The organism is Bradyrhizobium sp. ARR65 (genome assembly GCF_000472385.1).
Lineage (GTDB): Bacteria > Pseudomonadota > Alphaproteobacteria > Rhizobiales > Xanthobacteraceae > Bradyrhizobium.
In genome coordinates this window covers 423,071-449,836 of sequence record NZ_AWZU01000001.1, presented here as the reverse complement: position 1 = coordinate 449,836, position 26,766 = coordinate 423,071, and the positions used below count along the sequence as shown (strand labels likewise).

Here is a 26,766-nt window from a genome sequence, read left to right as displayed (position 1 = left end):
TCTGAGCATGAGCTTTTCGGAAAACCACTACACGCTTTGCGCTGACGCGGCCTCCGGGTCCGGATCATGCTCTAGACCGCAGCGAGGACCTGCGGCACGAAGTCCGGCGTATCGGTCGATTGATAGTTGAACGTCACATCCTTCCAGACCTCGAGCGCCGCTTTTAGCGGCGTGCAGCTCGCAGCCGCCTTGGCGAGGATCTCGGGGCCTTCGTGGACGTAGTCGCGCCCCTCATTGCGAGCGAGGATTATCGCCTCCAACGCCACGCGATTGGCGGTCGCGCCCGCTGCAATGCCCATGGGATGGCCGATGGTGCCGCCGCCGAACTGCAGCACGACGTCTTCGCCCAACAGATCCAAAAGCTGGTGCATCTGTCCGGCATGAATACCGCCCGATGCCACCGGCATCAGCTTGTTCAGGCTCGCCCAGGACTGGTCGAAGAACAGGCCATGCTCCAGCTTCATCGGATTGAAGTCCTCGCGGCAGACGTCGTAATAGCCGCGCGTGGTGTTCGGATCGCCTTCCAGCTTGCCGACCACCGTGCCGGCATGAATATGATCAACGCCCGCGAGCCGCATCCACTTCGCGATGACGCGGAACGACACACCGTGCGATTTCTGCCGCGTATAGGTCGAGTGGCCCGCGCGATGCAGATGCAGGATCATGTCGTTACGGCGCGCCCATTTGGCCATCGACTGGATCGCGGTGTATCCGATCACGAGATCGATCATGATCACCACCGAGCCGAGTTCCTTGGCGAATTCCGCGCGCTCGTACATGTCCTCCATCGTCGCACCGGTCACGTTGAGATAGGTGCCCTTGACCTCGCCGGACGCCGCCTGCGCGCGGTTGACGGCCTCCATGCAATACAGGAAGCGGTCGCGCCAATGCATGAAGGGCTGCGAGTTGATGTTCTCGTCATCCTTGGTGAAGTCGAGTCCGCCTTTCAGCGCCTCGTAGACAACGCGGCCGTAGTTGCGGCCCGAAAGCCCGAGCTTCGGCTTGACGGTGGCACCGAGCAGCGGGCGGCCGAATTTGTCGAGCCGCTCCCGTTCGACCACGATGCCGGTGGCCGGCCCCTGGAAGGTTTTGACGTAGGCGACCGGCAGCCGCATGTCTTCGAGCCGTAGCGCCTTCAGCGGCTTGAAGCCGAAGACGTTACCGATGATCGAGGCCGACAGATTGGCGATCGACCCCGGCTCGAACAAATCGAGATCGTAGGCGATATAGGCGAAATATTGACCCGGCGTACCCGGCACTTCGTCGACGCGGTAGCACTTGGCGCGATACTTTTCGCATGCGGTGAGGCGATCGGTCCACACCACCGTCCAAGTCGCGGTCGAGGATTCGCCGGCAACGGCCGCCGCAGCCTCGATCGGGTCGACGCCCTCCTGCGGAGTCACCCGGAACAGCGCGATGACGTCGGTGTCCTTGGGGACATAATCGGGCTCCCAATAGCCCATGCGCTTGTATTCCATGACGCCGGACCGATAGCGCTCTTTGCCGCGTAACGTGCCTGTATGTGCGTTCATGCTGCTCTCCTAAGGTTCTGGGGTCCCGGTTCGGCTCACTCTTCGACGTGCTGGTCAGGCCGCGGCTGACGCCAGGCTGTCGATGCGCGGGTCCAGCTCGCCCGCCCGATAGCGCAGCGCCATTTCGCTCATGGGGATGACCTTGAGCTTGCCGGCGTTGCCCGCGGCGCCGAACTGCTCAAGCCGCTCGCGGCAGAGGTCGCGCATCGCATCCATTGCCGGTTTGAGGAATTTCCGCGGATCGAACTCGGCGCGGTTCTGCTCGGCGACCTTGCGGAATACGGCCGTCATCGCCAGGCGGCAATCGGTATCGATATTGACCTTGCGCACGCCGCTCTTGATGCCGCGGACGATCTCTTCGACGGGCACGCCCCAGGTCTGCGGCATCTGCCCGCCGAATTCGTTGAACATATCCTGCAGCGCCTGCGGCACGGACGATGATCCATGCATCACCAGATGGGTGTTCGGGAGGCGCCGGTGAATTTCCTCGACCACGCGCATCGCCAGGATCGCACCATCAGGCTTGCGGCTGAATTTGTAGGCGCCATGCGATGTCCCCATCGCGATCGCCAGCGCATCTACCTTGGTGGCGCGGACGAAATCGACGGCCTGGTCGGGATCGGTCAGGAGCTGATCATGGCTCACCTTGCCCTCGACGCCGTGGCCATCCTCCTGCTCGCCGCCGCCATGTTCCAGCGAGCCGAGCACGCCGAGCTCGCCTTCGACCGAGGCGCCGACCCAATGAGCGAGATCGACGACACGCCCGGTGATCGCGACGTTGTAGTCGTAATCGGCCGCCGTCTTCGCGTCGGCTTTCAGCGACCCGTCCATCATGACGGAGGTGAAGCCGTGCGCGATCGCGCTCGCGCAGGTCGCCTCGTCGTTACCGTGGTCCTGATGCATGCAGAGCGGAATATCGGGATACATTCGCTCCAGCGCGTCGATCATGTGCGAGAGCATAAGGTCACCGGCATAGCTGCGTGCACCACGGGAGGCCTGGATGATGACCGGCGCATCCACCGCGGCTGCGGCCTGCATGATCGCGAGCCCCTGCTCCATATTGTTGATGTTGAACGCCGGCACCGCGTAGCCGCGATCGGCCGCGTGATCGAGCAGTTGTCGAAGGGTAATGCGTGCCACAGGTTTCTCCGTTCAATGATGTTTCATTGCGGCGGTTACTGTCGGCCTTGGCGCCGCGCAATCGTGCGTCGCGCGGCCTCTGCAACCGCGTCGGCCGTGATGTTGAATTCGCGGTAGAGAACAGGCGCCGGCGCCGAAGCTCCGAAGCCGGTCATGCCAACATATTCGCCGCCAGCGCCGATCCAGCGCGCCCAGTCACCTGCGACCGCGGCTTCGACACCGACCCGCGGCGCCGAACCCAGGACCAGCGCGCGGTAATCGGCCGGCTGCTCATCGAACAGCGCGAAACAGGGCGCGGACACCACCGCCGCGCGGATGTGTTCGGTCGCGAGCAGACGGGCCGCATCGAGCGCAATCGCCACCTCCGATCCCGTCGCGATCAAGGTGACGTCACGGCCGCCCTCGGGGGCGACAACGAGATAGGCGCCTCGTGCGACCCTGTTCTTGCCGCGCGCGTCACTGCGGAAGGTGGGCAAAGCCTGGCGTGACAGACAAAGCACCGACGGGCGATCGATCGCCTGCAAGGCGCAGTCCCACGCTTCCAGCGTTTCCACCGCGTCGGCGGGCCTGAAGACAAGCAGGTTCGGAATCACCCGCAGTGCCGCCAGATGCTCGACCGGCTGATGCGTCGGCCCATCTTCGCCGAGCCCGATGGAATCATGAGTCATGACATGAATGACACGGATGCGCATCAAGGCCGCGAGGCGGATCGCCGGCCGGCTGTAATCGGAGAAGGCGAGGAACGTGCCGCCGTAGGGAATGAAGCCACCGTGCAACGCAATCCCGTTCATCGCCGCAGCCATGCCGTGCTCGCGAATGCCATAGTGGACGTAATCGCCGGCGAACTGGCCGGGACGCACCGGATGTTGCGCCTTGCTCTGGGTGAGGTTCGAATGCGTCAGATCGGCCGACCCGCCGATCAGGCCGGGGATCGTCGACGCGATGCTCTCGAGGACGAGCTGGGATGCCTGGCGCGTCGCGAGTTTCGGACGCTCTGTCGCCAACCGGTCACGCAACTTCACGAGCGCGCGCTCATAGGCACAAGGCAGGCTCGCTGCCCGTCGCTGCTCAAAGCGTTCCCGCTCCGCAGAATCCATCCGCGCGCAACGATCGAGCCAGGCAAGCCGTGCGGATCGGCCGCGTTGGCCAATCATCCGCCAGGCATCGGCGATGGCCTGCGGGACAATGAAGGGCGGGTGATCCCAGCCCAGTTGCTTTCGGGCGGCCGCCGTCTGCTCGGCACCGAGCGGAGCGCCATGAACCTTCTCCGTGCCCTGGCGGCCGGGCGCGCCGTAGCCGATGATGGTGCGGCAGGCGATGAGCGAAGGCTGTGCCGTCTTGCGTTCTTCGGCAATCGCCTGCGCGATCGCTTCCGGGTCATGCCCCTCGACCCGGCGCACCGACCAGCCCGACGCGGCAAAGCGCTTGAGCTGGTCATCCGAGGTGGCAAGCGACGTCGGGCCATCGATGGAAATGCCGTTGTCGTCGAAGAGCACGATCAGCCGGCTCAATTGCAGATGGCCGGCGAGCGAAATTGCTTCCTGGCTGAGCCCTTCCATCAGGCAGCCGTCGCCGGCGATCACATAGGTGAAGTGATCGACAAGATCGTCGCCGTGTCGCGCGTTCGCCAGACGCTCGGCGAGCGCCATGCCGACCGCGGTCGCAATTCCCTGCCCGAGCGGGCCTGTGGTGGTCTCCACACCCGACGTATGGCCATATTCGGGATGGCCCGGAGTCTTCGAGCCCCACTGGCGGAACGAGCGGATATCGTCCAGGCTGACGTCACCGCCGGTCAGATGCAGCAGCGCGTAGAGCAGCATCGAGCCGTGGCCGGCAGAGAGTACAAAACGGTCACGGTCCGGCCAGGTCGGATGCGCGGCATCGAACTTCAGAAAGCGCGAGAACAAAACGGTGGCGACATCAGCCATGCCCATCGGCATGCCGGGATGCCCCGACTGAGATTTCTCGATTGCGTCGACCGCAAGAAAGCGCACCGCATTGGCGAGATCGCGATGGGTGACCGCATTCAGGTCAGCTTCGGCATGAACCGAGATGTTCATGACACCTCCCTTTGTCTCTTGTTTTCGGAATACCAGCGGCCCATCACTTCAGGCTTTTCTTGCGTTCCATCAGCTGCATGATCAGCGGCGTCAGGATCAGTTGCATCGCCAGATCGAGCTTCGAGCCGTGACAGACGATCGAGTTTGCGCGCGACATGAAGCTGTTCGGCAACATCGCAAGCAGATAGGGAAAATCGATTCCCCGCGGGTTCTTGAAGCGGATCACCACCATCGATTCGTCGGGCGTCGGGATCCACCGCGCGATGAAGGGGTTCGACGTATCCACGGTGGGGACGCGCTGGAAGTTGATGTCGGTCTCGGTGAATTGCGGACAGATGTAATGGATATAGTCCGGCATGCGCCGCAGGATCGTGTCGGTGACTGCCTCGGTCGAATAGCCGCGCGCGCTGCGATCGCGATGCAGCTTTTGGATCCATTCCAGATTGATGACGGGGACGACGCCGATCTTCAGATCGGCATAGCGCGCGACATTGACCTTGTCCGTGACGACGGCGCCATGCAGCCCTTCATAGAACAACAGGTCCGAATTCTCAGGCAGCCGCTTCCAAGTGGTGAAGGTGCCGGGGGGAACGCCATGAAGCGCGGCCTCCTGCTCGTCGTGAACATAATGGCGCGTGATCGCGGTACCCGTTTCGCCGTATTCACGAAACGCCTGCTCGAGCTCCTCGAACAGATTGGTCTGCGGGCTGAAATGGCTGAAATGCCTGTTGCCGCGTTCCGCCTCTTGGGCCATTTGAACGCGCATCTCGGCACGGTCGTAGCGGTGAAAGGCATCGCCTTCGATATAGACGGCGTTGACCTTCTCGCGATGGAAGATCTGCTCGAAAGTGCGCTTGACCGAAGTCGTGCCCGCGCCGGAGGAGCCTGTGATCGAGATGATCGGATGCTTTCTGGACATCGCGCGCTCCTTCTTTAGAGGCGGAAGAAGCCGCGCCGCGCGAACAGGGGCGCAGTGGTGCTCGCTATGAGCAGGGGATCGCAATGCAGCTCCTCGATTCGGCGCACGTCGTGCGAGGCACCCATCATCAGGGGCACGCGCTGATGCAGGCTCTGTGCCGAAAGATCGAGGATACGCTGATAGCCTGTGGAAGCCAGGCCGCCCGCCTGCTCGATAATGAAGCCGATCGGGTGCGCTTCGTAGACCAGCCGCAGCCGGCCATCGCCGTAACCGGGCCGTGCGTCGGAAGGATAGAGAAACACCCCGCCCCGCGTCAGGATCCGGAACGTCTCGGCGACCAGCGATCCGATCCAGCGCATGTTGAGGTCGCGATTGGCGGGGCCGTCGACCCCGGCGAGGCATTCATCGACGAAGGTCCGCACCGGCGCATCCCAATGCCGCCGGTTCGAGGCATTGATGGCAAACTCCTCCGCGTGCGTTGATATCTGTAGGCCAACGCGCACCAGGCGGAAGCAGGCTGCGGCGCGATCCAGCGTAAACACGTCGACGCCTTCGCCGACGCTCAGAACCAGCGACGTCTGAGGTCCGTAGGTGACGAAGCCGGCCGCGACCTGCGCGGTGCCGGGCTGGCGGAAGCAGCCGGCAAGATCGTCAGGTGTGGGCAGGATCGAAAAGATCGTGCCGACCGTCATGTTGATGTCGATGTTGGATGAGCCGTCGAGCGGATCGATCGCGACGCAAATCCTTCCCTGGGGATCGCAGATTTCCGCTTCGCGCGCCTCCTCGGAGGCCAGCGCTGCGATCGGAATTCTGCCGAGGCAGCGGCGGATGATGGCATCCGCCCGGATGTCGAGATGCCGCTGCAGATCGCCGTCGCTGTTGCGGCCGGTGGCAACACCCAAGATCCCCGCCAACTGGCCCTTGCCGGTCAGGTCCGCGATTTCCACCGCAGCCGACGCAACCGCATCAATCGCCCCGGCGACAGCAAGCGCAAGCGGCCCGGTTTCCGCGTAGCGCTGAAGATAGTCCTCAAGCGTGCGTTGCCCTGTCATTTGCGTCCATCCCTCGCCGCCGCTGCCGTTGCTCCCGACTTGGGTCGGCGCGGTCAGAGCCTGCACACAGAAATTGACAGAAGGCATGAAATAAGGAAAATTTCTAATTATGATAAAGGCCAGAGATTTTTCTTATAATGCCGGCCGGCTCCGGCACTTGACCATCCGGCAATTGCGGGCGCTGGCGGCCCTTTCAGCCCGCGGCAGCGTCACCGCGGCATCGGAGCAGCTCGGCTTGACCCAGCCGGCAGTAACCCAGCAACTTCGTCAACTTCAGGGGCTCGCCGGGCTGCCGCTGGTGCAACGGACCGGGGACGGTATGCTGCTGACGGCTGCGGGGCGGGAAGTGCTGGCGCTCGCCGGGCGGATCGAAGCCGCCATCATGGATTGCCAGGGTGCGCTTGACCTGCTCGCGGGCCGGACCGGCGGCGTGGTCTCCATCGGCGCCGTCAGCACCGCCAAATATTTCGTGCCGCATGCGATCGCCGCCTTCTCCAAGCGCTACCCCAAGATCGAAATCAAACTGACAATCGGCAACCGTGAAGAAATCCGCGCGGCGATGCATGGCTACGATCTCGACTTCGCGGTGATGGGTCGGCCGCCGGCCGACATCAGCGTCGATGTCAGACAGCTCGGCAAGAACCCGCACATCATCGTCGCACGCAAGGGACACTGGTTGGAGAAGGACCGCGGCCTCAACCTGACCGATCTCGTGCACGAGACCTTTCTCACCCGCGAGCAAGGGTCGGGCACACGGATCCTGATGGAGGGTCTATTTCAGAAGTCCGATCTCGAGCCGACGATCGGCATGGAAATGAGCAGCAACGAAACCATCAAGCAGGCGGTGATGGCCGGGCTTGGCATCGCGTTCATTTCCGCGCACACGGTCGCCAATGAATTGGTCGATGAGCGCCTCGTCATGCTCGACGTCGCAGGGCTTCCGATCGTGCGTCAGTGGTACGTGATCCGCCGCAGCGACAAGGTGTTGCTGCCGCCCGCGCAGGCAATGTTCGACTTCATGGGATCGGAGGGAGCGAATTATCTGCCCGAGGTCCCGCTCACGCAGTGACCGTATTCTCTGCGGCCGGTCAGCCGAAGCGGCGACAGAATCGCCGTCAACTCGCATACGATTCGCGTTGACTAATTCTTCCCGATCGTCCTGGCGGGCCGCCCCTGACTGATGAACGCATAATGCGCATTGCCGACCCCGCCGACCATCAATGCCTCGACCACGGGCTCGGCGATCTCGCCTGCGGCGGCCCAATCGACAATGAAGTTTGCGCCAGTCCCGCCGCGCACGTCATTGGTAGGAACGAAAATCTCGACCGTCGCCAGCGGTTTCAGCGCCACCGGGGCCTTCAAATAGGTCTGAACCATTTTTCCCGCAGTATCGAAATAGTCGATGCGTTTGACGATCAATGGCTTGGTTTCGGACGCGTTGTGCACACTCAGAGTGACGGAGAAGTCGACCCGCAGCTTGCCCTCGCTCATTGAGACACTGGAATAGGCCGGCACATAAAATCCGCCCGATACCGACAGGTTTTCGTTCGGAACCGCAGTCAACGAGCTAGCGAACTTCTGTTCGATCTCGGCTCCGCCCTGCTCCGCCGCCGACGCCAGCGGGTGCGTCAGGCATACGATGAGTGCGACGGCGAATCGATTGCGGTACGCTGTTCGTTTGCGACCGCCGGGCTTATCGTTGGGGCACCCGCTACGGGCATCCTTCATGCATGCGGTCGTTCGCGACATCGCTCTCTGCATCCTTCCTACGGAAAACTGGCCGTCGGGCCCTCTTCCCGACCACTCATTCCCAACTACCTTATCGCTCGCTTTTGTGTTGGTCCATTCGGAGCCGGTTGGGTCAGATCACGGAATTGAACCACCGTCGTCTGCGCGGATTGCTCGAGACCAGTGCCTCGCTTGATCTCGGCGGCGTGCACCTGCCCCCAACCGACATCCGTTGTCTATCGACGCGGCGGCGCCCCTTCTGGAAGCGCGCCGCGCGTGTCGGCTCTCTCCGCACATAGTTGCGGCTATCGATTACAATTGTAACCTCATTTTCCAGCAACTGTGATTATCCGGTAACTGAGATGCAGGAACGTCTCTTGCGTCAAACTTACTGGGATTGCGATCTTGCCCAAACCTCTATCTTTTCTATCCGCTCCGCCCTTCCCATTGAGCTTACGAGCGAGGCTGCGTTCGAACATCTCGCCCGCACCTGCAATCAGCAGGTCACATGAAGCCGGCCGCCCGCGCGAACCGTTGGACGAGACCGCAGATCAATGCGATGGACGACTTGACGACCACAAATTCAAGAGAGCTGTCGCCGGCTTGGAGAAACTCGACGACCAGACGCTTCGGAAGCTCGGCATTCCCAATCGATTCCAAATCGAGCACGTTGTCCGCTTCTGCCTGGATTGCTGAGTCTGGTGATCAAAGGATCTGTTCGGCAGTTCCCGTCAGAACCGATCAAGATGGACTTGTTGCGAGAGTTGTCACGCCGAAGCCGCCGATTGGCAGAGCCGCCTCCTCTTCGGATCGAAAGAGAAAGGCGCAAGATGACGCCAGTCCTCGCATGATTTGGCGGCGCTTGTAACGAGCCGCTTCGCATAGCGGCCGTTACCGACCATCTCAACAACATGGCAGGCTCAACTTGCCGGCCTGTGGATCTTTAATCCTGGAAGACGAGCCTTGGCCCTACTCTCGCGCCTATTCCTGTTGGTGGCGGTCGCGCTGGTGCCAACGATCGCTATCCAATTGTATAACGAATTTGACTTCTCCCGCTCTCGTCAAATCGAAGTGCAGGAAGAGGCGACCGGTCTCGCCAAGATTGCTGCGGCACAACAGGAGGAGATAGTCCAGGGAATTCACCAGGTCCTGATTGCGCTTTCGGAGCTGCCCGCGATCAAGACAAGGCAGCCCGAAGCATGCAGTTCATATCTTTCAACGATCAAGCGGAGCTTTCCAGCCTTTCTCACCTTTGTGGCCGTCGACATGAACGGCGCTGCCTTTTGCGCCACCCATGGCGAGGTCGTGAATGTCGCCGGCCGCACCTATTTTGCCAAGGCTACGCGAACCGGAAAGTTCACAGTCGGGGAATTTTCGATCGGACTGTCGACGGGTCGTCAAGTCATTCAATTCGCCTTACCATTCTATGGCGACCAAGGCGGCATGGCGGGGATCATCATAGCGACCCTTAGCCTCGATTGGCTCGGCCAATTCATCGCCCAGATGGATGTCCCGCCGGGCACGGCGATGGCTATCGCTGACCGGAACGGCACCTATCTTGCGCGCCATCCCAATGGCGATCGATTCGTTGGTCGGAAAATGCCCCTGGAACGGTACCCACGCGGCGAGCACTGGAGCACAAATGACACCCGCGACATCGATGGCGTAGAGCGGATCGTGGGCCACGCCGCTTTGCCAGATGAATCGGGAGGGCTCCTTGTCAGTGTCGCCCTCGACAAGGCACAAGCATTCGCGAGTATCCATCGCCGCACGCGCCGCGGCATCCTGTTGATCGCCTTGAGTACGTCGCTGGCGCTGATGTTGACGTGGTTGGGCGCCCGCCGGTTTATTCGTCACCCGCTGCAATTATTGGCCAATGCCGCGGATCGATGGCGGCTCGGAGATTATACCCCTCGCGTGCAGATCCAGGACAATCGCTCGGAAATTGCCGCAGTGGCTCATGCCTTCAATTCCATGGCCGATGCGCTCGAGCAGCGCGAACGCGAGCTGTCCGGCGCCAAGGAGGCGGCCGAGGAAGCCGCGGCCCGGATCACGACGATATTTGAGAGCACGGCGGATTGCGTGCTCATCCTCGATCGAGACTGGCACATCACTTATCTCAACGAGCATGCGAAGGCGCATTTTGCCGACGAACGCAACCTCGTCGGCATGGATTTCTGGCAAGCGCTTTCGGATTTCATCGAAGGCGACCTCTCCGATCGACTTCGCGAGGCAATGTCGGAACAGCACCTGGCCCGCTTTGAAATATTCTGCCATTACCGGGCGCAATGGTACGAAGTTAATGCATTCCCTTCCGGCGAAGGCCTCGCCGTCCAATTCCGCGACATCACCGAACAAAGGCACGCTATCAAGGCACGCCGGCAGATGGAGGATCAGCTTCATCAGAGCCAAAAGATGGAAGCTGTCGGCCAGCTCACGGGAGGCGTGGCCCACGACTTCAACAATCTGCTGATGGTGATCACCGGAAATCTCGAACTCATCGAGGAACGTGCGGGAGATAACGACAGCATCCGGCAGCTTGCGGCCTCGGCGCGGAATGCCGCTTATCGAGGCGCAAGCCTGACCACGCAGTTGCTCGCTTTTTCCCGCCGACAGAAACTGAATCCGAAGCCGATCTATGTGGGACATCTCGTTCGAGACTTTCAGGAGCTGATCCGTCGTGCCCTCGGAGAAAGCTGCGAGCTCAAGCTGATCATCGACGACCAATTATGGCCGTGCCAAGTTGACCCCGCCCAGCTCGAGACTGCCCTCCTCAATCTGATCTTGAATGGGCGCGATGCCATGCCAAACGGCGGTACGCTGCAGATCGAAGCACGAAACGTCCATATGGAGGAAAATGCCGTGACCGGCATTGCGTCGGGGTCGTACGTCAGGATCTCGGTCAGTGACACTGGCTGCGGAATGTCTCCTGAAACCCTGGATCGCGTATTTGAGCCTTTCTTCACCACAAAGGACATCGGCAGCGGGACCGGACTTGGTCTCAGCATGGTCTATGGATTTGTCCGACAATCCTGCGGCCATGTCGCAATCGAGAGCGCGCTCGGAGCGGGGACTACGGTCAGCCTCTACCTGCCCAGATCCTCCCAAACGCCCGACACGGAGACAGAGATTGCCCCAAGCCAGGACGCACCGCCAGGGTCGGGGCGGGTGCTCGTGGTCGAGGATGATGACGATGTCCTGGACGTCACATCTGCGATGTTGCGCAAGCTTGGCTATCAGGTTCTTTGCGCCCGTAATGGCATTGACGCCATCCGGCTGCTCAAGGACGACAAGAAATTCGATCTCCTGTTCACCGACGTCGTCATGCCCCAGGGAATCAACGGCGTTGAACTTGCACGGGAAGCGAAGCGATTATGCGCCGGCATCAAGATCCTGCTCACCTCCGGGAATGCGGCAGATGTACTCGCGCGATACGGCGCGGTGGACGAGTTTACAATCATCGGCAAGCCCTTCCGCCGCGCCGAGCTGGCACACTACCTCCAACTGGTGATGCATGACGCGTGACGACCGACACGCCGTCAATCAAATCGACACGTCGTAGACGAAGCAAGGTCAACAATATTGTGGCCGAGCTCAGGATCGATCACGACCCGCAGTGCCTCCCTCACCCGCGCAGCGAGATTCTCGTCATTGGTCGTCATGTGCGCACACCCTGACGGTCAGTTCGTAGCTATCTCCTCCAGGCACCAAGCCGCCGCGCCATCGATGCCCGCGTTTGGTGAGCTCCCGAAACAGGAAGATCGGTTCGCGCCGTAGCAGGGCGACGAGCGTTTGTCCCGGCGCCAATTTCTCGACGGCGGCGAGGATCCTGACCATCGGTTCAGGTGGACCGAGCTCGCCCGGCGGCGACGATTGGCCCAAGACCGACGAAGAAGATGCGATTGCAAAAGTCAGTCCCAACAGCAGTGCGGGGACCGATACCGAACGCAGGCGAGATATAGCAGCCGCACGTTGCCTGAGCCCCTCCCGGTCGCCGTCCCGATCCTTTGCACGCCACGGGCGGCACTAAAACTCCATCGTCGGGGCGGCAGCGACGCTGCTTTCCTGTCGCCATGACGAGCTTACCGATCACGCCAGACCGTAATTGCCCAATATAACGATTTGACGACAACGCAATTCAACGACTGGGCCACAATCGCGCCCCACGAAAAGCTAAATCATAAATGTATATTCATTTTCCGAAAATTGGGGGACGTCACAATGCGCCACGAGCAGCAGCCGCTTGCGTTTGTCCAAGACGCAGCCGATTTCAGAATCAACTTCCAGATGACGAGTGGCGGTGCGCGGCATGCCTGCAGCGTCATCATTCGGGCAAGCAGCAAGGCGGGGGCAGCGACCATCTTTCAGGAGAACTGGTCGGCAATCGAGAAACTTGCTCGGGAAAATCTGCTGGCCAGTGCCGAGAAGGCAATCAGGTTGCAAGTGGAGTAGAGGCGCTTATCGGTTAGCGACGAGTCATGGACCGCGCGTCGGGATTTATCCTGGATTCAACGCGCGAAAAATCCTCGGTGTCATCAAATCCAGCTTTCATTGGCGCCTGGCCACCCCGTGCACTGGGTTGCCGTGCGCTGGGTCGAGTTCAAGCTCGCGGCCCGGCGGACGCGCAGCATTTGCTCGAGCCGTCGGCAGTCTTATTCCGGATCAACCGCAAACCAGAACCAGCCGGCGCCGGATCCCGCGCGGCGTTTCGACACGCTCCGTCCGCAAGCAGCCCGGGTAAACTGCGAGGTTGTAGTGGAACGGCACGGAATCGAAATAGCCGTGGATGGGACAGAGGTCGGCAAGGTCCGGGCCGCATGGGGTCAGCGGATACAGCCGTGAACGCGCCAGCGCTGACGAAGATGCCCCGCTGAGGACAACCGCCGCAACGGCGGCGGCAACTGCGATCCGAAACGTTTTTGACATGCCCCGTCCCTTTGTTTGCTCACGGCAATTGCGCAGCTATCGCCTGGCTGGCGCACGGAAACGAAAGAACTCCCTGGCGAAGCCCAGCGCAGACCGCTCTCCACTCTTCGATCGATAGGCGAGCAACGTTTTCGCCGCCTCGCTCGGCAGCACCGAGCCCAGCACGAAGAAGACCATCATAGCAAGCTTTACCCTGAGGGAATAGGGTTCGGCCGCGAGCCCGGCGAGCAACATAGGCAGGACCGTCACGCGCGGCCGATGACCGGATACGATATCGAGGCAGAACTTGCGCTCGCGATAATAGAATGCGTCGCGGCACTGTACGAGCTGACGCCCGGGCGCAAGCCGCTGCACAACGCGCCGCAGATGCTCCGTCCGCACCACAAACCGGTTGATGTCGCGTTCAAGTATTGCCGCCGTCGGAATCTGACCGAAGCGTGAATCGTTGCGGCCGTGGACGCGATAATATCCCAGTTCCTCAGACAGGCTTACAACGTCTCCGAACAGAGGTGCGGCAAATAGGATAATGCCGTCCACCGCTTTGTCATAGTCCACTTCTCGCAACAATTCGCAGACGTCGCGACGAAGGACGTTCCCTGAGGTTGGAGGGGTCTTGTAGACGCCGCGCCTGAGCACCTCGTCCAGCAGGCCCTCGCGATCCCGGAATGCGTCCAGCGAGGAAAATGCTCCCATTGGACGATCATCGGCATCGATCAACGTAAGTGCGAACTGAATCTTCGCGACCCGCTCGTCCAGTTTATCGATCAGCGTAGCAAGCGAACCGGGCTTCAACTCATCGTCCGCGTCGAGGAATAGTACGAATGGCGCCTGCGTCCGCTCAAGGCCATAGATGCAAGCGCCCAACTGGCCTCGATTATCGATCCGGAACGCTCTGGCGCCGGAGCGTCCAATCGCCTGCCACGAGCCGTCGGTTGACCCGTCATCGACGACAACAAGTTCGCAGTCGTCGCGCTTCTGATCCAGCACGCTATTGATCGCCCGCCCGACAAAGGCCTCGTAATTGTAGCAGGTGATGATGACGGCGAGCTTCGCAGCGTCGCGGCTGGCGCTTTCCGAACGGCCCCGCCGGATCTCAGGCTCTGGTCCGATCACTTCGCTGGTTTCAGGCGCGTCCATGGATTTGGCGAGACGCCTCCTCATAAATATCGAGCGTCCGACGGGCAACGCGCTCGATGGTCAGATAGTCCAGATTGAACTGGCTCTTGCTCCTCCACTCCGTAAGCGTATCCGCGTTCTCGATCAGTGAGCCCAGCGCCTGCGCGAGCGCGGCCGGATTCCGGGACGGAACCAGAATGCCAGCCTTGCCGTGCTCCAGCAACTCGGGAATTCCATCGACATTGGTGGCGACGATCGCGCAGCCGGCTTCGCGTGCCTCCGACAACACCAGAGGGGCGGGGTCGGCGTGAGACGGCAGCACGAAAATATCTGCGCCGAGCAGAAACGGAAAAGGATCGTCCTGAGCGCCCATGAAAGTCACGGCCTGAGCGCAACCTAAGGAGTTCACTTGGGCCATATATTCCTCGCGGTGCGGACCATCGCCCAGGACATATAAGCGGGCCGCTGGGTGGCTCTTATAGAGCAGGTCGAACGCGGCAAAGAGATCCGGCAGACCCTTCCGCGGATGCTGGCCGCCGACAAAGATGATCGATGGGGACTGAAGGGGGCGCGGAGCACGATCTTTCCCTTCGAAGCGGGCCGCACCGATGGTTCCGTTCAGAACCACGCGGATGCGGGATTTGTCGATCCCGCGCTTTTGCATGGACTCGCCGACGGCTGCGCTCACGGTGATAACCCGCGTGCCAAGACCCATCAGGATCGCGCTCTTCTCGAATTCGTTATGAACCGTCGTCACCAGAGGGATGCCAAGCAGTTTGCATACCGGCCAGGCCAACACGGCGCTCGTCATCATATGGGCATGCACGACCTCTGCACGCCAGCGGCGCGCCGACCGATACAGCGTCGCGACTGACTTCAAGAGCTCCGTCGGCCGGCGCTCATGGCTCACCAACATCGTCTCGACATTGTTGGCCGCAAGCAGTTCGTCAAAGTCGCCGCCGCCGCTTGCGATCGCGACCTGATGGCCCAGCTTGGACTGGGCGCATGCCAGATCGACGGCCGCATGGACATGTCCATTCAGACGTCGCGTGTGGTTGAGCAGCTGCAAAATACGCATGACGAGCCCGCCGCACCGAAATGGCCAAGGATAGGAATGTCCCATCCATCTTCGCAAGCCCGATCTTTGGCGCGATGCATTTGCCGTTAGCAAACGCAGAACGCCATTTCCGGGCAGCGGCTTCCGACCGTCAGAAAAAGATCAGGCCGGAAGCCTAGTCGCGCCCGATGCTTTCGAGCCTAACGACCTCTAGTTAAGCGGCGTAGCGATTTCATGCACCGCGGAGTTAACATTCCGCACGGTCGTCGTCGTATTGTTTATGAGCGTCAGCAATTTGTAGTAATCCACGACCCGGGCATTGGCGACATACATCACGTCTTTCGTTCGCATCTGGAAGCCAGACGCAAGCAGCATTCCGGATGGGTCACGCAAATTGAGCCGGTAGATCGTCGGTATTCTGTCGTAGATGAAACGCGTGGTATCGACGCCGAGCTTGTTCAGGAACGGACGGTCCTCGTACCTGTAGACGTAGACCTCGCTCGGGTCGGACTGCTGATCGTTAAGTCCGCCCGACTTACCCAGCGCCTGGGCAAGCGTCAGCGTTTCAACATCGAACGGGATTTCGGAATTGAAGCCAAAAACGTTCTGATTCAATGCGCCCAGCGCGGTGAAGGTCGGCGATTCACGCGTAACAAAGACCACATCCCTCGCACGGACAAAAATGTTCTCGCTCGGATCGTGGACAACGCGGCTCAACAGGACCTTTGCACGCCTGCCGTCCCGCTGCAGGGTGACGTAACTTTCGATCGCCTCGAACTTCGGGCCGCCTGCACGCGCAATCACCTGCAGCAAGCGCTCGCCCGAGCTGTTCAGCGGCAACGCGCCCGGTGCGTTCACGTCGCCCAGAACGCTGACGATGTTTGAATGCTGCTGGTTCAGGCTGACGACCACTTGCGGTTCGATCGCGCGGTTGCGCAAGCGCTCGACGATAGTGTCCTGGATGGCAGGTATCGTGCGTCCTGCCGCAGGGATCGATCCCGCGTAGGGGACGTGAATATTGCCTTCCTGATCGACCTCTTGGACCGGCACGTCGACGAAATTGCCCGGGCGCGCACCTGACGCCGTCCCGGGAGTGAACAAGCCGCCGGGCTGAGCCTCAAAGATTGAAATATTTAGGAAATCGCCGACGCCGACCACCTGAAGCTGCTTGGGCCGCCTGTCGCTAAAAGTTCCCTTGAAGGTCACGAGGTTCGGCTGGGATAGAAAGCCGATCGTATCAGCACTCACGTCGACCAAGGCGTAAGGCAGCGAGGCCGTGGACCTGATCCCAGCGGTCGCGTTTGCATTAACATCGTCGCTTCGCGGGCCGGTTCCCGGCAACAGCGAGCAGGCGGGCAAAGAGCCCGCGAGAATAATAGCTAAGAATCGGACACTCAGTCCTTTGGCCATCAAATAAATCTCGCCACAACTACTACTCATCCTGGGTTCCATTGCCCGAATACAAACGCAAATCACGGGTCAACGGACTCTCAGGTCGAAAAAACCTGAGATTCACCATGGGATTACAAAGCTGATCCCTTCCGAAACCCTTAAAGGCTGAGTCCCCTCCGCGATAAAGTTACAGATACACGCCCTCGACCGGAAGCGAAGTGAGGCGGGTGGATGGTCTTTCTGCGGCTCCGTTGCATCTAAACCACAGGCGAGCCGGCACACCGCACAGAAAATAGGCAGTCCGCCCATTTGACGTCAGAGCGTCCAGCCTTCGGACGCCGGAGCATCGTTGCTATCGGATTGCAGGCTCAAATTTACCCAGCGCTGAAGGTCGTCGGGGGGATGATTTCCACCATTTCACATCGCCGATCCCAAAAAATGCGCTGTCCTCTCGTTGGCAGGTGTGATTCACTGTGGCCGACGATGTCATTTTTTGGGGCAAATTGCGGCAGGGCGCCGCTTCAGGCGTTGCCCCCAAACCGGAGGGCGTTCATCTTCGGTCGGTATTATGTTATTCTCATTCTTCTTCGCGTTCGAGACTTGATGTGGGCGCCGTTTTGGTGCCGACGAAGGAGCGGGAATGGAATACGCCGCAGGTGCATTGGCAGTTTTCGGAGCGATCCTCGGTCTCAGATTCCGGTTTCGCGTCTTACTGCCGTTCGTGATGCTGCTTTTCCTGGCTTGCGTGCTGTTCTCCTTCGCCCGTGGCCTCGGTTGGCTCGAGACATTGCTGATAATTCTCGTCTCGGAGGCCATCTTGCAGGGTTGTTATTTCGGCGGACTGCTGATCCGCCGCGGCTTCAAATTCGCTCAACGCAAGCTGCCGCGGTCCTGGTCGGAAAGAGTCCGGCTCTAGTTGATGCCCGCCCGGCGCTCGTGCTGTCAGTCCATGACACGGCTTCGGCGTTTCGCCGTTACTTCGCAACAACCATCAGCGAGTAACCCCCGAGCAGCCGCACGGCCAGATCGGGCTCAAGTGCGAACATCAGGCGCCGCGGCAACCGCATCAGACGGCTTGTAAAAGCCTGGTTCGGCAATTCCAGACGGCTTGCCGTATAGCAATGATCGACGATCGTATACCCGCAATCTTCCAGCGTCGCCAACGCCGATTGCTTGAAGAAATAGTGGATGTGCCCCACGTTGCGCCTGAGCTCAGCAATAGGCCAAGCGCGCAAGATCGACTGCGCGGAAAGATCCAGGGGGATGTGAAATATCTTGAACGTCGCGATCGGCTGCAGCTTTTTGATGAACGATATGTAGTCCTCAACGTGCTCGATCACGTCGATAACAAGAAGGAGATCGAAGTTTACGTCAGTCTCGGCCAAGAGATCCTTCAAATAAAACTTCGTATTCGGCGTCTCTTTCCGCATTGCCCGATCGAACGCCGCCGGAGAAATTTCATAACCTGACAGACGGGCGGCGGGGAACGCCTTTTCAAGGTTCAGCAGGATCTCGCCGGTGCCACAGCCTACCTCGCAGATCCGTTCGTGCGGAAGGCTATTGCGCTTGATCATCCGCTCGATATGACCGGCTTTCCAGGGCGAGTCTTCCTCATGCCAGGTCGGATTTTTCTCCGCATAGGCCTCGCCCTCGTACATCTCCTTCATCTCTCGTCCTCTTCGGTAAGCCGAAACTCAACTCGATCATTTACAAGCATGATGCTCAAGAACGGATTGTCGGAGCGACTCCGCCAGTTCTGAATAGAGTATCCGCGTGTCGTAGCGGCTTCGCACGGTTTCTACCGCGGCCTCTCCCAGCCGCTCCCGATGCGCCCACGCATCCAGGATTCCGGCGGCCAATGCCTTGACGTCGCCGACCGGGACAAGCCTGCCATTTGTACCGTCCGTGACGAGTTGTTCGAACGCTCGAATCCGGCTGAGCACCACCGCTGCGCCGCACGCCATCGCCTCCAACACCGCCAAAGCCACGGCTTCGTTGGAGGAAGGCATGGCGTATACGCCGCAGCGACGAAGAAGATCGCGTACCTCCGAGCGTCCCAGGAATCCATGAAATCTCACGCGGCCCGCCAAATGCAGGTCGGTCGCGAGCCGCTGCAGCATGTCTTTATCGGGTCCGGTCCCGACGATATCCAGGCTCCACTCCTCCGGCAGTTCGGCCATCGCCCGGATCAGGTCACTGGTACGCTTCTGCTTGTTTGTTAGTCGCGCCACCGTGAGGACGGTCTTGCCGCGCTTTGCCGCGGAATCCGGAAAAAACTCCGAGACGTCGCATCCGTTAGGCTGCAGCTTCGGCCGCCCTCCATACCGATGGACGATGCGGCATTCATCCTCGGTTTGGCCGTAGCAAAGCCCTGCTCTGCTAAACGCGCTCCGCTTGAAGAGCTTCACAACGCGATCCGACAGACCGCCGTGATCGGCGCCGACCACAGGCACTCCGACGCGATGCACGAGATGGTCAAACCTCCCGCTCCAATACTCCTGGATGTAGAGCAGATCGATCTTGTCCGCGATCATCGCCTCGCGAAGAGGTCGCATGAACGCGATGGTGTTGAGGCGCTCTTCCGCGTACAAAGACCATCGCGTGAGCCGGCTCAGCCGCTTCACCCATACCTGTTCGATCAGCCTGTAGGAGGGATGGAGCGGAAGAAAGCGAACCGCAACTCCGGCGTCTGTCTCATGCCTTCCGCTTTCGCGCAGCGCGGGAATGTAGATGATCGGCGTAACGCCGTTCTCAAGCAGACCTCGGGCGTAGTACCAGGCCCAATCGTTTCGATAGCTCGCCAGATAGCTTGACCGCGTCTGGCCTTGAATCCCGCCGAAGAAACCCTCGAACGAGCCGCAGCTCAACAGCATCGCTACTTTGAGGGATTCTCTTCCGGTATCCGCCGGTACGTCTGCCAATCGAGCCAAAGAATGCATCACTCTTCCTTTGGTGGAAGCCCTCAATCATGAGAGCCAATTCGGAAAAAGAACTTCCGCCGACCTCGTCTTCAAATCGAAATGCGCTCGCGCACTGCCTGAAATGCCATCGGGCTCGTTTCAAATATTCCCATCGGACAACCGGCGCTCGGAGCGCACATACCAACCGTCCCATTGCGAAAACTCCTCAAACACGCGTTGGTATCCCTGGCGGACCAACAGAGCGGCAATGGCGGCTTCGGTTTTCCTATTCTGCTCGACAGAAATCAGCTCGATGACATGGCGCGAGAAATCAAAGCTCTGCAAAATATCGTATTCGCTTCCCTCGGTGTCGATCGACATATAGTCGATCCTGGTGGGAGCATGATGGTCCAAGAGTAGCTGGTTGAGCGATACGGTCTCGACCTCGATCTCTGCTCCGCCGGAACGCACTTCCGCAAAATGGTCTCCGCCAGCAAATTCCGCTACTCCGCTTAGCTCGGGGTCGACGGCATCCGTGGTCAAGAATCGAACTTTCTTGCCCGACGTCGAACTTACGCAGCGATGATCGATAGCCGAATTGCGGTTCTCAGCAAGTGCCGAGTGCCAAAACGGATTGGGCTCCGCCAGAATGCCTTGCCAGCCGTATTCTTTCTCGAGCAACCACGTATTGCTGTTCACATATCCGTTCGTAGCCCCGAACTCGACAAAGAAGCCCCCTCGTCTTTCGCCGAGTTCATAAGCCACCCACAAATCCTGCAGGATTTGCGATCGCGATTGATGGCGGTTCAGGAAGCAATAAGCAAGGAACCGAAACTGCTCCATCTGACTGAAGCGTTCGGTTTCGACTCGCTTCAGGCGGATCGAATTGAAAAGCATTCTGCGCAGAGAGGTGCTCTCCGCGGCCTTATGGGCTCCATAAGCAAGAGCGGAAATGCCGCGCTTCGTGAGCTGGAGCATTCCTAATCTCCCCGGTCGAGCCAGTCTCGGGAGAGACCGGCATGACACTGACGTGACAATTAAGTATAGGCTTGGTGCAATTTCCCAGTGGCCGCAAAGACCTATGCGGCTGGCACGCAAAATGCTATTAGAACAGCCGGAACTAGGCAATCGGTCATTTTTGATTTCTATAGGCTTGGGGTTAATTCTCAGGTGTTCGGAAGAAAGGAAAAGCAAGCGCACATCTGAGTGGAGAATTGTAAGTCATAGGAGAGTGGAGCTTCCGCGGCTACCATGACACTCGATAGATTTTCTGATTTGGCGGTTGGAGCTGATTTGATCTCCACCGACGTATTTGACACACTTTTGCTACGCCGGATTCGTTCAGAGCGCTCACGAATTGCGCGAGGTGAGCGTCTATTCGGCAAGCTGCTCGCTTCTCGCGGCTGGCGAATTGATCATGACCTGCTCATAAGCGCCAGACTGGATGCTCAGCGGCTTGCATTTCGAGCACTGGATATTCGTGGAGCGGGCGAGGTGCGGCTGACCGACATCATTGTCCGGCAATTGCATGTGCTGGGCCTCCCCAGCTCATTGCTCGACGAACGCCTGAACATTGAGCTGCAGGTTGAGAAAGCCTCTCTCGTCGCCAATAGACCACTGGCTGCGATCTTGCGCGCGCGCCGTCACGCCGGCGCAAAGATCATCGCGGTCAGTGACACCACGCTTTCCGCCCAGGCGCTTGCGGAACTCATACGGCACTTCCACGGGCCGAACCTGATCGACCGCGTCTACAGCAGCGCCGATCACGGGCGCACCAAGCGAGATGGCGACCTGTTCCTCACGGTGGCGGAGATGGAGAACACGCGCTTCGACAGGATCCTGCATATCGGCGATGATCTGCGAGCCGACGTGCGGACGCCATCAAACCACGGGATTTCCGTCGTTCACCTGCCTCGTCCTCCTCATCTTCGCTACGGACGAATGGCGGATGCGGCGCTCGCCGAAGCCCGACGTATCGGGGCACGACGAGCACGCGTTGCGAGAGCTGCTATTCCCAAGTTGGAGAACGCATTCGATTTCGGAAAGTTCGTTCTCGGACCGATCGTAACGCAGTTCTGCCTGCGTATTTGGCTATACGCCGCGCAGGTCGAGACGTGCGACCGGGCAAGCCTGCTGTTCTGTGCGAGAGGCGGGATCGGGATAAGGGAGGTCTTCGAACGCGTATTGGCAAGACTCGGTTTGCCTCTTTCGATCGCACGCGAAAACGTCATGATCTCGCGGCTGATCGCCGCCCGCGCCGCGCTGCTGGTCCAGAGCAGATCGGCACTTGAAGAGCTGGGGCGCGAATTTAGAGGAGGCTCGTTTGCGGACGTCGCAAAGGCCTTGGGTGGGAGAACGTATCAACTTTCGCCGGAATGGCAGCAGCCGTTCGCGGCGAATCGCTTCGCAATGCTGCTGTTCGGCAGGTCGGGGAGCGAGGTACTAGCTGACATTGAGCAGCAGAACGCATTATTCGTTCGGCATTTTGCCAAGCTCCGTGGTGACGCCGCGCGCATCGTGTTATGCGATACCGGCCTTTACGGCAGTACACAACGACTGCTGGCCCATGCCTTCCCGGCGCTCAGGATCGAGACGATTCAGTTCGCCCGCGCAAATTACAAAGGCCACGGTGAAGAGCACTTCCCGAAAGTCGCCGGCCTCTTGGTCGAGCAGAACTATTACAGTCCCTTCGATGTGCATTCATGCGTTTTGCGCTATTGGCATCTGATCGAAAGCTTGTTCGAGCCGAAAATTCCGTCTGTGCGTACCTTCGCGGAGGGCGGACCGAACACGGTGACAGCCAACTGCGGCGAGATCGGATACGGTTCAATTGATCCCAGCCGGGGCAATAGTCTTCTCTCCGGCGCCCTCAGCTACGTTGACAGTCTTGCGATCGGTGGCGGCACCATCGCTTTGCGGGACGCGGAAGCGGCTTGGTTCTGCCTGAAAAGGGCTATCACGCGACCGACACCTGACGAGTTGCGATGCTTGGAAGTTGGCGGCCGGTCCGTCGATTTTGGCCGCTCCGATATGCTTCGCGTCCTGTCGGTGGCATCGCCGAGGTCGTGGCTGAGCAGGCTGGCATCGGTGCGAACCCAATTGTGGCGCGAGGGCGCCATAGCGCGCGAATTTCCCGTGCTGAGATACGCTCTCCTGCCAATGCTCGAGTCTGCTTATTCCCTGCGGGGAATGTTCGCCCGCCAACGTTAACGGACACGCAGGTGGAGCGGTCTTGTGCGAATTGGAAGCAAGTTCAAATCTGTATGTCCCCTGCTTTTCGTAGCACGGCCAGCACAGCGAAGCCGTATTCCGCGGCCAATGATGATCAAATGAGACGATCACGATTGCACGGGTTGAGACGAGAACTCGCGGAGCATGTCCGATGGGTATAGAGCCGATCGGGTTCCTGACGATCTTGGTCGGCCTGCTGGCGATGCGGCTGGGATATCGCGCCGCGTTTGTCAGCGTGATCGTTGCTGCTTTGTTTGGGGCCGCTGCGGCCATTCTGATCGGCGGAGCAAACATACAGCCGGCACATCTGCTTCTGGGCTTTGCGATCGCCTCAATGCTCGCGCGGCCGTCCGAAACCGCTGCCGCGGTTGCCGCCGTGCGCGCCGGCCAACCGGGCTTCTGGCTCTTGTGCCTGGTGGTCTATGGAGTGGCGAGTGCGATCATGATCCCGCGTCTGCTCGCAGGCGGTCCGCAGATCGTCCCGTTGGGAACCTCGGAATATGCCAACACCGGCACGACGGTGCCCCTTGGCCCGGTGTCCAGCAACTTTACCCAATCCGTCTACATGATCGCCGATCTCATTTGTTTCGCACTGACGGTCGCGATCGCATCTACGCAGGCCGGCTTTCGCACGGTGACTTCCGCGGTACTGGCCTTTGCCGCGGGAAACGTTCTGCTCGCAGTGCTGGACATCGGCACCTACACGACAGGGACACAGGCCCTGTTGGATTTCATTCGTAACGCCCAGTACACGCTTCACCTGGATGACGAGGTTTACGGCTTGAAACGCATTGTCGGCTCCTATCCGGAAGCATCCGCCTTTGCCCGCGCGACGCTCGGCGCGCTTGCCTTCACCGGCACGCTGTGGCTCTGCGGCAGATATTCGCCATGGACCGGTCCTCTCGCCGTGGCCTCGCTGGTCCTCGTCGTGCTCTCTACATCATCAACCGGGCTTGCAGGCACGCCCGTGGTCGTCCTGATGCTGTACCTGACGTTGATGCTGCGTGGCGGCTTTCACCCAAGCCGTCCGCTCAGCTCGGCCGTCGCGCTGTGCGCGCCAATTGTCATTGCCGCCGTGACGCTTGCCGTGCTTCTCAACGACGCGGCCGCGGAAACGATACGCAGCTATTTCGATCTGTTGATCTTCAGTAAATCGTCGTCGGATTCCGGTATCGAGCGCAGCTCCTGGAATGCTTATGCGATCCAGAATTTTTTTGATTCGCTCGGGATCGGTGTCGGGCTCGGCACCGTACGCACGTCAAGCTTTCCTGTCGCGCTCATATCGAGCGTTGGCGTCCTTGGAACCGCTTTTTACCTGCTCTTTATCGCATCAGCACTGCTGCGACGACGAGGCGTACCAGGATCGTTCCCTGCGGACGTTCGCATGGCTGCCCGCAATGCCTGCTTGGCGCTCATCATCGGAGATACTCTCGCGGCCCCGAGTATCGAACAGGGGCTGCTGTTCTATGTCCTTGCCGGGCTCGCTTGCGCCGAACCCGAGCGCGAATTTCAGGAGATCGAAGTGGCGGCCCATCGACCAGTAGGATTAAGAGCATGAGCTCCCCGGTAAGCTTCGGCGTGAACGGCCGCTATTTGACCCAACCGGTGACGGGCGTTCAGCGCTACGCAATGAACGTGATTGCGGCCATGAACGAAGCCCTTGCCGATACTGCCGAGCAAGTGCCAATCATTGCGCCCGTTTCGGCCCGCGATCCGGGACTGCCGGCCATGCCGCTCATCACCGCGAGGCCGCTGAACGGGCACCTCTGGGAGCAGCTCGTGCTTCCTGCACGGTGGCCGGGACGTCTGCTCAACCTCTGCAATACGGCGCCGGCCATCAAGGCGGATCAGGTCGTCTGTATCCACGACACCAACGTCTTTGCGGCACCCGAAAGCTACGGAACGGCCTTTCGTACGACATACCGTCTGCTACAGCCGCTGCTTGCGCGGCGAGCGGCGAGGATCACAACGGTCTCGGCCGATTCCGCTCGCCAGATCGCGCGGCATCTGCCGATCCGCGCCGCGGACATCGTCGTTCTTCCCGACGGCCACGAACATGCCCTTGCCTGGGATCCGTCGCTTGCACGCGCGGCGCCCTCGATCGTGTCAGAAGCGGGACGCCGCTTCGTATTCGCGCTGGGGTCGCGGGCTCGGCACAAGAACCTGCAGTTGGTTCTCGACATCGCTCCCGAGCTTGCCGCGATGGGGCTTGACGTGATCGTTGCGGGCGGAGGCGCCGGCATCTACGCCGCGGAGAAACTGTCCGCTGCACCGACGGTGAAGATGCTGGGCTATGTCACGGACCACGACATAGCCTACCTGATGGATCACGCGCTTTGTCTGCTGTTTCCCTCCTGGACCGAGGGATTCGGGCTTCCGATCGTCGAGGCGATGGCGCGGGGCTGCCCCGTCGTCTCGTCCGACCGTGCAAGCATGGCCGAAGTCTGCGGGGACGCGACCCTTCTGGCCGCCCCAGACGATCCCGCCAACTGGGTCGGCCAGGTCCGCCGGCTCGCAACATCGACAGAGCTGCAGAACGATCTCGCCGGGCGCGGCCGCGAGCGAGTCCAAAGGTTCTCCTGGAATAAGACCGCTGCGGGATATCTCGACCTCATGCGTGCGCCAAGAACCTATCGTCCACCGCAGGTCGCTGAAGATCGGCCTTTGCCCAGCATCGCCGTGGTGATCGCAACGCGGGGGCGCGGCGAGATCGTTACAGCCACGCTCACTCACCTGCTCAAGACCCAGACGTTGAAACCGGCTGCCGTCATCCTGTCATGCGTCCTCCCGGAAGATGCGGGCACCGCCGCCGATCTGCCCGGCGTCACCGTTGTGCTGGGGGCACCCGGGCTTCCGACCCAACGAAACACCGGATTGGCCGCGCTAAAATCTTCAGTGGACCTCGTGGCCTTCTTTGACGATGATTTCGTGGCCGACGCCCGTTGGCTGGAGGCTGCCGCGCGAGCCTTTCGCGACGAACCGGATGTGGCCGGTTTCACCGGACATGTTGTCGCCGACGGCATCCTCGGACCGGGTCTAAGCTTTGAAGATGCACTGGAAATTCTTGCGACCGAGAGGCATCCGGCCTCTCCATCTCGGATCGAGCCCTTCAGTCCGTATGGCTGCAACATGGCTTTCCGTCTATCCGCCATTGCCGGGCTACGATTCGACGAGCGGCTCGTGCTGTACGGCTGGCAGGAGGATCGCGACTTCGGGGGGTCTGTCGCAAAGCGCGGCGGAAGGCTCATCAAATGCGCGAGCGCGCGCGGAGTCCATATGGGAGTGAAAGGCGGAAGGGTCGCAGGAGATCGGCTCGGTTACTCGCAAATCGTGAACCCGATTTACCTGCTGCGCAAGGGCACGATGACCGGCGCACAGGTCGCAAGGCACATCTTCGGGAATGTGGCCAAAAATCTGATGCGCGCGCCCAAGCCCGAGCCCTTCATTGATCGACGGGGTCGGCTCAGAGGAAATCTCCGAGGATTCGCCGACGTGCTGAGGGGGCATATTGAACCGGAGCGCGCGGCCGCAATCATGCCTGTCGCTCGAGAGAAACGGAAATCTGCCCGGACCGCGCTGTCACCATCGGAAAGCAGAGGCGATGGTGTCAGCTAGGATCGCTGATGGATCTTGGGATCCGCCTCAACGGCCATGTCGAGGCAATAGGAGCGGGCAAGCGAGAGATGGCTCGCGCCGATCCAGCGCTCGGCCAT

20 protein-coding genes and 1 pseudogene are annotated in these 26,766 nt (G+C 60.4%); 7 read left to right on the top strand and 14 right to left on the bottom strand.

What is annotated here, in order from left to right; genetic code table 11:
• Nucleotides 1-71 precede the first annotated feature (71 nt).
• The 5 genes from F758_RS0102255 to F758_RS0102235 are packed head-to-tail and all read right to left on the bottom strand — an operon-like array spanning nucleotide 72 to nucleotide 6,703.
• Entirely contained in the window at nucleotides 72-1,532 is a 1,461-nt protein-coding gene (locus tag F758_RS0102255) for a form I ribulose bisphosphate carboxylase large subunit (protein WP_024506316.1), read from the bottom strand.
• A gap of 54 nt (nucleotides 1,533-1,586) precedes the next feature.
• Nucleotides 1,587-2,672 carry a class II fructose-bisphosphate aldolase gene (gene fba, locus F758_RS0102250; protein ID WP_024506315.1) on the bottom strand — a complete coding sequence of 362 codons (1,086 nt, stop codon included), beginning with the start codon at nucleotides 2,670-2,672 and terminating at the stop codon, nucleotides 1,587-1,589.
• A gap of 35 nt (nucleotides 2,673-2,707) precedes the next feature.
• On the bottom strand, nucleotides 2,708-4,732 hold the full coding sequence (gene tkt, locus F758_RS0102245; RefSeq protein ID WP_024506314.1) for a transketolase: 2,025 nt from the start codon (nucleotides 4,730-4,732) through the stop codon (nucleotides 2,708-2,710).
• Nucleotides 4,733-4,775: 43 nt separating this feature from the next.
• A complete protein-coding gene (locus F758_RS0102240; protein WP_024506313.1) occupies nucleotides 4,776-5,651 on the bottom strand; it encodes a phosphoribulokinase in 876 nt (291 codons plus the stop codon).
• A 14-nt stretch (nucleotides 5,652-5,665) separates the two neighbouring features.
• Complete coding sequence (locus F758_RS0102235; protein ID WP_024506312.1) at nucleotides 5,666-6,703, bottom strand: class 1 fructose-bisphosphatase; 1,038 nt, start codon at nucleotides 6,701-6,703, stop codon at nucleotides 5,666-5,668.
• A 109-nt stretch (nucleotides 6,704-6,812) separates the two neighbouring features.
• Between F758_RS0102235 and F758_RS0102230 the strand changes: the two genes are divergently transcribed.
• Nucleotides 6,813-7,772 (top strand): LysR family transcriptional regulator, encoded by a 960-nt coding sequence (locus F758_RS0102230; RefSeq protein ID WP_502689114.1) that lies wholly within the window; start codon nucleotides 6,813-6,815, stop codon nucleotides 7,770-7,772.
• Between the two features lie 71 nt (nucleotides 7,773-7,843).
• Here F758_RS0102230 and F758_RS0102225 read toward each other — a convergent pair whose 3' ends face one another.
• Complete coding sequence (locus F758_RS0102225; protein ID WP_084305044.1) at nucleotides 7,844-8,431, bottom strand: DUF3124 domain-containing protein; 588 nt, start codon at nucleotides 8,429-8,431, stop codon at nucleotides 7,844-7,846.
• A 963-nt stretch (nucleotides 8,432-9,394) separates the two neighbouring features.
• Between F758_RS0102225 and F758_RS0102215 the strand changes: the two genes are divergently transcribed.
• A complete protein-coding gene (locus F758_RS0102215) occupies nucleotides 9,395-11,956 on the top strand; it encodes an ATP-binding protein (protein ID WP_024506309.1) in 2,562 nt (853 codons plus the stop codon).
• A 123-nt stretch (nucleotides 11,957-12,079) separates the two neighbouring features.
• Here F758_RS0102215 and F758_RS0102210 read toward each other — a convergent pair.
• Nucleotides 12,080-12,289, bottom strand: a pseudogene (locus F758_RS0102210) (DUF2249 domain-containing protein); the annotation flags it as partial.
• Between the two features lie 363 nt (nucleotides 12,290-12,652).
• Here F758_RS0102210 and F758_RS0102205 point away from each other — a divergent pair.
• Nucleotides 12,653-12,883 (top strand): hypothetical protein, encoded by a 231-nt coding sequence (locus F758_RS0102205; RefSeq protein WP_157449822.1) that lies wholly within the window; start codon nucleotides 12,653-12,655, stop codon nucleotides 12,881-12,883.
• 210 nt (nucleotides 12,884-13,093) lie between these two features.
• On the opposite strand, the gene F758_RS0102200 is transcribed toward F758_RS0102205, so the two are convergent.
• The 4 genes from F758_RS0102200 to F758_RS0102185 form a co-directional block, all read right to left on the bottom strand.
• Nucleotides 13,094-13,357, bottom strand: a complete 264-nt coding sequence (locus tag F758_RS0102200) for a hypothetical protein (protein ID WP_024506306.1) — start codon at nucleotides 13,355-13,357, stop codon at nucleotides 13,094-13,096.
• Nucleotides 13,358-13,393: 36 nt separating this feature from the next.
• A complete protein-coding gene (locus tag F758_RS0102195) occupies nucleotides 13,394-14,494 on the bottom strand; it encodes a glycosyltransferase family 2 protein (RefSeq protein ID WP_024506305.1) in 1,101 nt (366 codons plus the stop codon).
• Nucleotides 14,481-15,551: a glycosyltransferase family 4 protein gene (locus F758_RS0102190; RefSeq protein ID WP_024506304.1), complete on the bottom strand. Its 1,071-nt coding sequence runs from the start codon at nucleotides 15,549-15,551 to the stop codon at nucleotides 14,481-14,483. Before F758_RS0102190 ends, F758_RS0102195 begins: the two co-directional genes overlap by 14 nt.
• 189 nt (nucleotides 15,552-15,740) lie before the next feature.
• The gene (locus tag F758_RS0102185; protein WP_245286392.1) at nucleotides 15,741-16,778 is read right to left on the bottom strand and encodes a polysaccharide biosynthesis/export family protein; all 1,038 of its coding nucleotides are present in this window, start codon (nucleotides 16,776-16,778) and stop codon (nucleotides 15,741-15,743) included.
• Nucleotides 16,779-17,562: 784 nt separating this feature from the next.
• Here F758_RS0102185 and F758_RS43160 point away from each other — a divergent pair.
• Nucleotides 17,563-17,838, top strand: a complete 276-nt coding sequence (locus F758_RS43160; protein ID WP_024506302.1) for a hypothetical protein — start codon at nucleotides 17,563-17,565, stop codon at nucleotides 17,836-17,838.
• Between the two features lie 58 nt (nucleotides 17,839-17,896).
• Here F758_RS43160 and F758_RS0102175 read toward each other — a convergent pair whose 3' ends face one another.
• The 3 genes from F758_RS0102175 to F758_RS0102165 form a co-directional block, all read right to left on the bottom strand.
• Nucleotides 17,897-18,580, bottom strand: coding sequence for a class I SAM-dependent methyltransferase (locus F758_RS0102175; protein WP_349542113.1), 684 nt, complete (start codon nucleotides 18,578-18,580; stop codon nucleotides 17,897-17,899).
• A 45-nt stretch (nucleotides 18,581-18,625) separates the two neighbouring features.
• On the bottom strand, nucleotides 18,626-19,795 hold the full coding sequence (locus tag F758_RS46275; protein WP_024506300.1) for a glycosyltransferase family 4 protein: 1,170 nt from the start codon (nucleotides 19,793-19,795) through the stop codon (nucleotides 18,626-18,628).
• A 186-nt stretch (nucleotides 19,796-19,981) separates the two neighbouring features.
• Entirely contained in the window at nucleotides 19,982-20,800 is an 819-nt protein-coding gene (locus F758_RS0102165; RefSeq protein ID WP_024506299.1) for an FkbM family methyltransferase, read from the bottom strand.
• Nucleotides 20,801-21,115: 315 nt separating this feature from the next.
• Here F758_RS0102165 and F758_RS0102155 point away from each other — a divergent pair, with 315 nt between their 5' ends.
• The 3 genes from F758_RS0102155 to F758_RS0102145 all read left to right on the top strand — a co-directional run bounded on the left by F758_RS0102155 (nucleotide 21,116) and on the right by F758_RS0102145 (nucleotide 26,668).
• Nucleotides 21,116-23,032: a hydrolase gene (locus F758_RS0102155; protein ID WP_349542111.1), complete on the top strand. Its 1,917-nt coding sequence runs from the start codon at nucleotides 21,116-21,118 to the stop codon at nucleotides 23,030-23,032.
• 172 nt (nucleotides 23,033-23,204) lie between these two features.
• The gene (locus F758_RS0102150) at nucleotides 23,205-24,611 is read left to right on the top strand and encodes a hypothetical protein (protein WP_024506297.1); all 1,407 of its coding nucleotides are present in this window, start codon (nucleotides 23,205-23,207) and stop codon (nucleotides 24,609-24,611) included.
• Nucleotides 24,608-26,668: a glycosyltransferase gene (locus F758_RS0102145; RefSeq protein ID WP_024506296.1), complete on the top strand. Its 2,061-nt coding sequence runs from the start codon at nucleotides 24,608-24,610 to the stop codon at nucleotides 26,666-26,668. The genes F758_RS0102150 and F758_RS0102145 overlap by 4 nt, the downstream gene beginning before the upstream one ends.
• The last annotated feature ends 98 nt before the right edge of the window (nucleotides 26,669-26,766 follow it).

Bases quoted from the DNA above. Each gene is read 5' to 3' on its own strand.
- F758_RS43160 (WP_024506302.1), top strand. From the start codon at position 17,563: ATGGAATACGCCGCAGGTGCATTGGCAGTTTTCGGAGCGATCCTCGGT.
- F758_RS46275 (WP_024506300.1), bottom strand. From the start codon at position 19,795: ATGCTGTTGAGCTGCGGCTCGTTCGAGGGTTTCTTCGGCGGGATTCAA.
- tkt (WP_024506314.1), bottom strand. From the start codon at position 4,732: ATGAACATCTCGGTTCATGCCGAAGCTGACCTGAATGCGGTCACCCAT.
- F758_RS0102175 (WP_349542113.1), bottom strand. From the start codon at position 18,580: ATGTACGAGGGCGAGGCCTATGCGGAGAAAAATCCGACCTGGCATGAG.
- F758_RS0102240 (WP_024506313.1), bottom strand. From the start codon at position 5,651: ATGTCCAGAAAGCATCCGATCATCTCGATCACAGGCTCCTCCGGCGCG.
- F758_RS0102205 (WP_157449822.1), top strand. From the start codon at position 12,653: ATGCGCCACGAGCAGCAGCCGCTTGCGTTTGTCCAAGACGCAGCCGAT.
- F758_RS0102230 (WP_502689114.1), top strand. From the start codon at position 6,813: ATGATAAAGGCCAGAGATTTTTCTTATAATGCCGGCCGGCTCCGGCAC.
- F758_RS0102235 (WP_024506312.1), bottom strand. From the start codon at position 6,703: ATGACAGGGCAACGCACGCTTGAGGACTATCTTCAGCGCTACGCGGAA.
- F758_RS0102255 (WP_024506316.1), bottom strand. From the start codon at position 1,532: ATGAACGCACATACAGGCACGTTACGCGGCAAAGAGCGCTATCGGTCC.
- F758_RS0102150 (WP_024506297.1), top strand. From the start codon at position 23,205: ATGGGTATAGAGCCGATCGGGTTCCTGACGATCTTGGTCGGCCTGCTG.
- F758_RS0102225 (WP_084305044.1), bottom strand. From the start codon at position 8,431: ATGAAGGATGCCCGTAGCGGGTGCCCCAACGATAAGCCCGGCGGTCGC.
- F758_RS0102195 (WP_024506305.1), bottom strand. From the start codon at position 14,494: ATGGACGCGCCTGAAACCAGCGAAGTGATCGGACCAGAGCCTGAGATC.
- F758_RS0102200 (WP_024506306.1), bottom strand. From the start codon at position 13,357: ATGTCAAAAACGTTTCGGATCGCAGTTGCCGCCGCCGTTGCGGCGGTT.
- F758_RS0102165 (WP_024506299.1), bottom strand. From the start codon at position 20,800: ATGCTCCAGCTCACGAAGCGCGGCATTTCCGCTCTTGCTTATGGAGCC.
- F758_RS0102145 (WP_024506296.1), top strand. From the start codon at position 24,608: ATGAGCTCCCCGGTAAGCTTCGGCGTGAACGGCCGCTATTTGACCCAA.
- F758_RS0102190 (WP_024506304.1), bottom strand. From the start codon at position 15,551: ATGCGTATTTTGCAGCTGCTCAACCACACGCGACGTCTGAATGGACAT.